This window comes from Corynebacterium sp. MSK039 (assembly GCF_030232315.1).
Taxonomy (GTDB): domain Bacteria; phylum Actinomycetota; class Actinomycetes; order Mycobacteriales; family Mycobacteriaceae; genus Corynebacterium.
Map to the genome: position 1 here is coordinate 1 of NZ_JASPJL010000060.1, position 252 is coordinate 252.

Sequence of the window (252 nt, forward strand, 5' to 3'; positions counted from 1 at the left end):
TGTTGAGATAATCATTTCTCTTTTCTTGAAGAATTACATAAGCGTTTAAGAGTGCTGCCGTTCCGTCAATACGGCGACGCTGGTTCTTCGTTTTATTCGGTTGTATGTTTAAGTTCTTATCGATATCAATTGCGGTATTTGAAAGGCACCATTTATCAATCGGATTGTTGTTATAATTCACCAATTTTGATTCCAAGTCAGCACCTAATAATTTCATTGGACTTGAAAGTGTTTGCTTGCCTTGTGCAACAG

General features: G+C 36.9%; 1 protein-coding gene. It reads right to left on the minus strand.

From position 1 onward, the window contains the following. On the minus strand, positions 1 to 252 hold a 252-nt coding region (locus tag QP997_RS09830), incomplete at both ends, for a terminase TerL endonuclease subunit (protein WP_284847013.1).